Source organism: Nostoc sp. DedSLP04, assembly GCF_034530775.1.
Classification (GTDB): Bacteria; Cyanobacteriota; Cyanobacteriia; order Cyanobacteriales; family Nostocaceae; genus Nostoc.
Map to the genome: position 1 here is coordinate 87,157 of NZ_JAVRCL010000028.1, position 6,000 is coordinate 93,156.

Sequence of the window (6,000 nt, forward strand, 5' to 3'; positions counted from 1 at the left end):
CTAATCTTGCCTTACTTAGATCCTGCTTTGCTTACCATTGTGCGATCGCTCTAAATCATACCCAAAAATTAGAGTGCGATCGCTTGCTTTATCCCACTGCAAATTCTGTCAGCTTTCGCATATAAGGAGGCTGATAAGCCAGCACTATATCTTGCTTAGGAATACCATACTCTATTAATTCATTAGCCACGCCAATCTCAGTCCCATCATACTGAATCCAAATCTTATCATCTCGAATATCTAGATGAATTAAACAGCCATAAACTCGACGACGATTTTCCCACCCCGTATTCACAACTTGATAATGATTTTGTTGCACATCAAAAATAGTTTGTCGTTCGATTTCACCATAAGCAGGTTTAATCTGAGCATGAATCGTCAAAACTTGCTGGATGATTTGTCTATACTTTGCTAGTTTATCCATTGTACTATTACCTCATTTTCGGGGTCAAATACTAGCAGTTTCAATTGATATTCATGGATACTCAGTTGTGGCAATTGCCGTGAGAAAAAATCTTTATAAGTTGCTAGCGGAACTGCTAAATAGAGAACTCGCTCTGGTTCTTTTAGTTTTAGTGCAACTCGATAATTTAAACATTGTCCTAAAGCTGTATGAAATTCGGAAATTGCAGAAGGAGCAACAAAACTCTTGATTTCTACAGCAATTCTTTCGTCTTATTTTTGGGCAGCGATTAACCGTTCTGCACCCAGATCAATTTGCAATTGTCCATCTGCTAAATCAATAGACAGTGGATCGTGTGTAATTGTCCAGCCATCTTTTTGCAAAGCCAATCTAACTAAATTATGGAAAATATCTCTTGCAGACATTCATTAAAATTTTAAGTGTAATAACTCGAAAATTTTATAGTCTAAACTTTCATCATATTCTAGCTCTCAGGCAGGAGTTGGTGCGATCGCTTGCTTTATCCTACAAAACATTCCGTAACTCTTGAATTGTATTTGCTACAACAATCTTGCGTAAGATCTCTTTCAATTGCCCTAAGTCAGAAATTTGCGAAATTTCCGACATCAACTCCAAACCATCGCTGCCAAATTTCGCCTCTAAACTTGTTTCGATGCTAGAGATTATTCCACGTACTTCTCCTCTTGCTTCTCCTCTTGCTTCTCCTCTTGCTTCTCCTCTTGCTTCTCCTCTGGCTTCTCCTCTTGCTTCTCCTTCTGCTTGTCCTCGTGCTAGTCCCTCACGTAAAATTTCTTGATACCAAGGTGACTCTCTTAAGACTGTCATATCCCACCTCATGATTTCCTGAACTAAAGTACTTTCTAATACAAAGGTTGCAAAAAATGCCAGAACTGTCTCAAGTTGATTTAATTGCTCGTCAGCACGCAACATTCGCAATGCTTCTCTAATTGTAGACTCGTTTTCTCCGCCTTTGAGAATTGGTACAAAGGGAAGCAGCGACGGTAACGGTGTCTCAAAAGCAATATTTACGTCAACTTCCCAGAGATTGATTACGCGGTAATCTTGAATTGCTCTTAAACCGATAAAATTTGATGCAAAGCTTGTAGGTATTTCGCTGTTAGTGATTTTGAGAATATTAATCAGTACAGGGTACGTTTGTAGTTTATATTTCTCTTCCGCAAGAGCAGCATAAGCACGCATCCGACGCGGCATTTCTAATGTGTGGCGTAATTGTAACTCATTGAGGATGAGAAATTTCCCGTATTGGGGACTTTCAGCCTGAATTACAACATCGCTTTGTCGGCTAATCCATTGGAATTCTGTATTTAAGATTTCGCCTGTAACAATGTCGGGAATTCCTGTCACCCATTTTGCCCAATTATTTGGTGCAAGGCTGATTAATTTTTTAGTGCTAATATCGACAGCTTTGTTCATCAAAAAAAATAGATGCGATCGCCCTAAATCAAACCCAGTAAATCCGAGGATAATCGCTTCGCCTTATCCTACCGCAAATTGTGTCAACTTTCAGCCATTATCTAAGGTGCTAACCTGGCTTTACCTAGACGCTGCTTTTCATACCATTGTGCGATCGCAGGTGCCCAATCTTCAAAATGAGGCCACATCATTTCACACAACTTTTGAATTTCCAGTTGAGCATCTTTCTTATTTCTCAGGTCACAAAAATGCAAGAAAGACCTTAAATTAAAACTAACTACAAAATGCTGGCGATAATCAAAAGGCACTTTGCCTCTAGCGTGTTCTTCAGACATTCCCGCTTCAAAATCAGCTTTATATCGTTTAGCTGCGTCTTTACACCACTCTAAATCTGCTGCTCGTTGCTCTGGTGAGTAGTGATACTTTTTGCCTTGTCTATCAGTGTAATAACCAACGGGTCGTAGATAAAAAACATCTTCTATGTCTTTCTTGCCTTCTACTACGTCAATAAATTGGTTGCCTGTGTACCTAAAAGATTGTACATCAAATGATACAGAAACGCGATGAGTCCGCGCCTGCTGCATCACACTGTGGGGAAAGTAGCCACAGTTGAAAACAATCTGGGGATGCTCTAAAGGCCCATAGTGTCCCCTCTCACCCGCTAAAAGCCGTTTAACAATTACTTCGCCGCTTTGTGACTCAGAAGGCCAGGAGTCGCGCTCATCAAACACAAACCCATCAGTATAATCCTGGTGCATTGCAGCATAAATAACCTGCTGCGGGTTTGGTGTTTTGGCAATAACTTCTACTCGAAATCGATGCATTAGCTGTTGGGGAATGGATTGGTGACTGGGATTGCTTAGATAGAGTACTTAGACATGGCTTTGAACTCGATTCATCATCATATCTCTTCTCTGGCTTGGACTTCTACTCGATTAGATGAAGATACTTTACAAATGTTAATAGCTTTGTTACAGTTATTTACATAAACAGAAGACAGGGAAAAACCCATGCGTACAAGCACTGCTATAATTGACGACCAAGGCAAACTGAACAACTTTGCGATCGAGCCAAAAGTATATATAGATGAACAAGGCGATCGCACTGGTTTCACTCCTTATGCAGAAATGCTCAACGGTCGTTTAGCAATGATTGGTTTTGTCTCTCTGATAGCATTAGAAGTATTCACAGGACACGGTATTGTTGGTGTTTTGGCAAATCTGTAAAAACTAATTGATTTAACATAACTCTCAAAAAATGCAAGAGACGGTAAATTTACCGTCTCTTATTTTATGGAAAACTTAGTGCTAGATTGAAAATATACTGATAACAAAAACCGTTAATTATCAGCGTAAAAATATTGGGTGAACTATGGCTTTAGTTACTTCAACTATGTTGCCGCTAGGCACTAAAGCGCCAGATTTTAATCTACCGGAAGTAGTATCTGGAAAGGCAACTTCACTTTCTACCTTTGCAGATAAAAAAGCATTGTTGGTAATGTTTATTTGTCGGCATTGCCCGTTTGTAAAACACGTCCAAAACGAATTAGTGCAGTTAGGCAGAGATTATTTTACAAGTGACTTAGCGATCGTTGCTATTAGTGCTAACGATGCAAAAAATTATCCAGATGATGCGCCAGAGTCGTTACAAGCATTTGCAACAGAACAAGGGTTTAATTTTACCTTATGCTACGACGAGAGTCAGGAAACGGCGAAAGCTTACACAGCAGCTTGCACGCCAGATTTTTTTGTATTTGATGACCAACGCCAACTTGTTTATCGGGGACAATTAGATGATAGCCGCCCCAGTAATGGTAAACCTGTAACAGGTGCAGATTTACGCGCAGCCATTGAAGCAGTGCTAGCGGGTAAACCTGTTACGAGCGAGCAAAAGCCGAGTGTTGGTTGCAATATTAAATGGAAACCAGGAAACCAACCCAGTTATTTTGGTTAAGAGGGATTGGGGATTGGGGATTGGGCATGGGGCATGGGGCATTGGGGATTGGGCATTGGGCATTGTAAAAACTTTTCCCTACTCCCTACTCCCTAGTGCCCACACCTATTAATGTTTAATTTCTAAATTTAATATGTAGTATCCTAATTGGACTTTTTCTGCCCACAATTCATATTCCAGCCGCAAATTCTCTGGCAAAGGATGTCCGTTGAGAGTTAGGCTACGAGTAAAATTTCGTAAACGAATCGGATCGTTAGGTTGCAATGACTCAGTTGGCAACCAATAGCGACTAATGCCATAAACACCTTGTTCCCAAAAGTGACGATAACTCACTTGAGCGTTACCTTGCATAGTCATAATGACTCGGTAAGGGGAAATCTCCAGCCACAATATTCTGGGACTGTTAGGGGCGTAAGCTTTGCTCTTGCTTTGAGGAAGTGTGTCTTCTGGACTTATGACACTCTCTACTTCGCAGCTAATTAAAGGTGGTGCGGTCATCAGTAAATGAAACCGATCGGTATCCTTTTGATACAATGTTGCGGCAGTTTCGACAACAGACCAGATCGGTAGGTCAGTGGAAATAAGTGATAAGCACACGGGCTTGCGGTGATGGGTCAGCATGGGAGCGATAAGGGCTAAAAGCTATTGAACAAAGTGAAATGAACACTCTAGCTGTCTAATAGGTCGGGCTAAGAAACTAAATAGTAAAGCAGGCTTAATATTAATGAATCCGTTGATTTGTTAATAAGCTACACAAATCTGGATGAAACAGGTAGAATGTCAGCTTACACAGTAAAAATGGTACTTTTATCTAGAGAGAGCTAATTCGTAAGTAAAGCTTGTAAATATTCTAAGGCTATAGCCTCAAAACAGTGGCAGTCGTTTAGATGCTAAAAACCTTCTTCAGGGAGACTTACCGTAGATTGGAGTAAGTTTCATACAGCCAAAAGCAATAGGATACTAGGAAGGAAGTCACCAGAAGCGACAAACTAAGTCGCTGATGAACTTCCAGTGTATTCAAATGCCAGTGTATCCTAATGTCGGCTTCTGTTATATCCGTAGAAACTCACGAAAATCTTTCTCAGCAATATTTTGCTGAGTAAAAAGTAAAATTCATTGACTCAGCAATATTTTGGTCTGCCCATTGCGCATCTCGCAGAGAAGAAAGAGCAAAGATTTCCATTTCAAAGCAACAACGGCAAGTTAGCTTGTATTAAAAAGCTCACGGATGAATTCGTGGGCTTTATAGCTTGAGCATTTTTTTGAGAATCCCTCTCTATAGGCCAATACGGTTCAGTTAAGGCTAAAACTCAACTCTGTTATCCAAGTCAATTTTTTAACGAACCGCCTTCTCTACGAGAGGCTTTCGCCAACGCGTAGCGTCTCGTAGAGAGGACGCAGAGAGAAGAAAGAGAAGGAAAAAAATTGCTTAACTGAACTGTATTGCTCTATAAGCTGAAGCTTCATAAAAAATCATTCTGATTTCTTTTTATTCATTACTGATGCCATTGCACCTGTGAACAAGTCATGAGTGTTACAGGCTGGTACTTATTTGGGAATACTTTTATAGGAGTGATAAAAAAGGCGATCGCACTAACACTTTCAATTCAAATGTACTACGCCACCTTACAATCACTCTTATTTTACAAAAAAGACCTATCAATACTCACTAATCTACCAGGAGCAAGCAAGATGGGATTCACTGAAGATATTACCAAGCTATCTGAACAAGTGCGTAAGCGGGCTGACCAAGTTGTTGGTGAAGAATCTACTAAGATGGCACTGATTGTCCCTTTTTTGAGTGTTCTTGGCTACGATGTTTACGATCCTAGTGAAGTAATGCCGGAATACGTGGCAGATTTTGCTATTAAAAAAGCAGGGCAGTTTGAAAAGGTAGATTACGCTTTAGCTATTAACAATAATATAGTTATGCTCGTAGAGGCAAAAGCTCGTGGTCAAAAAGCTGAAGCACATGATGGGCAATTGAGTCGCTATTTTAATGGACTTTTGACAACAAAAGTAGCTATCGTCACTAATGGGGTTGAGTACCGTTTCTTTACAGACTTGCGTGATAAAAATGTCATGGACAAGGAGCCATTTTTTACTTTTAACGTCCTGGAATATGATACCAAAGATATTAGACTTATCCGAAAATGGTAAATGTATACGGCAAAGGAATTTCAGCGATT

The 6,000-nt window shown here is 40.0% G+C and carries 7 protein-coding genes and 1 pseudogene; 3 read left to right on the forward strand and 5 right to left on the reverse strand.

The genetic code is table 11. From position 1 onward, the window contains the following. Window positions 1-88: 88 nt before the first annotated feature. The 4 genes and pseudogenes from RMX89_RS17655 to thyX form a co-directional block, all read right to left on the reverse strand. Window positions 89-424, reverse strand: a complete 336-nt coding sequence (locus RMX89_RS17655; RefSeq protein ID WP_322685106.1) for a XisI protein — start codon at window positions 422-424, stop codon at window positions 89-91. After that, window positions 412-828: pseudogene (locus RMX89_RS17660) on the reverse strand (XisH family protein). Before RMX89_RS17660 ends, RMX89_RS17655 begins: the two are co-directional and overlap by 13 nt. 100 nt (window positions 829-928) lie before the next feature. Next, window positions 929-1,858, reverse strand: a complete 930-nt coding sequence (locus tag RMX89_RS17665) for an Rpn family recombination-promoting nuclease/putative transposase (protein WP_322689829.1) — start codon at window positions 1,856-1,858, stop codon at window positions 929-931. A gap of 101 nt (window positions 1,859-1,959) precedes the next feature. After that, complete coding sequence (thyX, locus tag RMX89_RS17670; RefSeq protein ID WP_322689830.1) at window positions 1,960-2,682, reverse strand: FAD-dependent thymidylate synthase; 723 nt, start codon at window positions 2,680-2,682, stop codon at window positions 1,960-1,962. Window positions 2,683-2,868: 186 nt separating this feature from the next. On the opposite strand from thyX, the gene RMX89_RS17675 reads away from it, so the two are divergent. Beyond that, complete coding sequence (locus tag RMX89_RS17675) at window positions 2,869-3,084, forward strand: chlorophyll a/b-binding protein (RefSeq protein ID WP_114083012.1); 216 nt, start codon at window positions 2,869-2,871, stop codon at window positions 3,082-3,084. Between the two features lie 145 nt (window positions 3,085-3,229). Continuing rightward, complete coding sequence (locus tag RMX89_RS17680; RefSeq protein WP_322689831.1) at window positions 3,230-3,811, forward strand: thioredoxin family protein; 582 nt, start codon at window positions 3,230-3,232, stop codon at window positions 3,809-3,811. A 108-nt stretch (window positions 3,812-3,919) separates the two neighbouring features. On the opposite strand, the gene RMX89_RS17685 is transcribed toward RMX89_RS17680, so the two are convergent. Then, window positions 3,920-4,432 (reverse strand): hypothetical protein, encoded by a 513-nt coding sequence (locus RMX89_RS17685; protein ID WP_322685102.1) that lies wholly within the window; start codon window positions 4,430-4,432, stop codon window positions 3,920-3,922. Window positions 4,433-5,338: 906 nt separating this feature from the next. Between RMX89_RS17685 and RMX89_RS17690 the strand changes: the two genes are divergently transcribed. Beyond that, on the forward strand, window positions 5,339-5,971 hold the full coding sequence (locus tag RMX89_RS17690) for a type I restriction endonuclease (RefSeq protein WP_322689832.1): 633 nt from the start codon (window positions 5,339-5,341) through the stop codon (window positions 5,969-5,971). The last annotated feature ends 29 nt before the right edge of the window (window positions 5,972-6,000 follow it).

Excerpts from the sequence above, each read along its gene's own strand:
- RMX89_RS17655 (WP_322685106.1), bottom strand. The coding sequence starts at position 424 with ATGGATAAACTAGCAAAGTATAGACAAATCATCCAGCAAGTTTTGACG.
- RMX89_RS17665 (WP_322689829.1), bottom strand. The coding sequence starts at position 1,858 with ATGAACAAAGCTGTCGATATTAGCACTAAAAAATTAATCAGCCTTGCA.
- thyX (WP_322689830.1), bottom strand. The coding sequence starts at position 2,682 with ATGCATCGATTTCGAGTAGAAGTTATTGCCAAAACACCAAACCCGCAG.
- RMX89_RS17675 (WP_114083012.1), top strand. The coding sequence starts at position 2,869 with ATGCGTACAAGCACTGCTATAATTGACGACCAAGGCAAACTGAACAAC.
- RMX89_RS17680 (WP_322689831.1), top strand. The coding sequence starts at position 3,230 with ATGGCTTTAGTTACTTCAACTATGTTGCCGCTAGGCACTAAAGCGCCA.
- RMX89_RS17685 (WP_322685102.1), bottom strand. The coding sequence starts at position 4,432 with ATGCTGACCCATCACCGCAAGCCCGTGTGCTTATCACTTATTTCCACT.
- RMX89_RS17690 (WP_322689832.1), top strand. The coding sequence starts at position 5,339 with ATGAGTGTTACAGGCTGGTACTTATTTGGGAATACTTTTATAGGAGTG.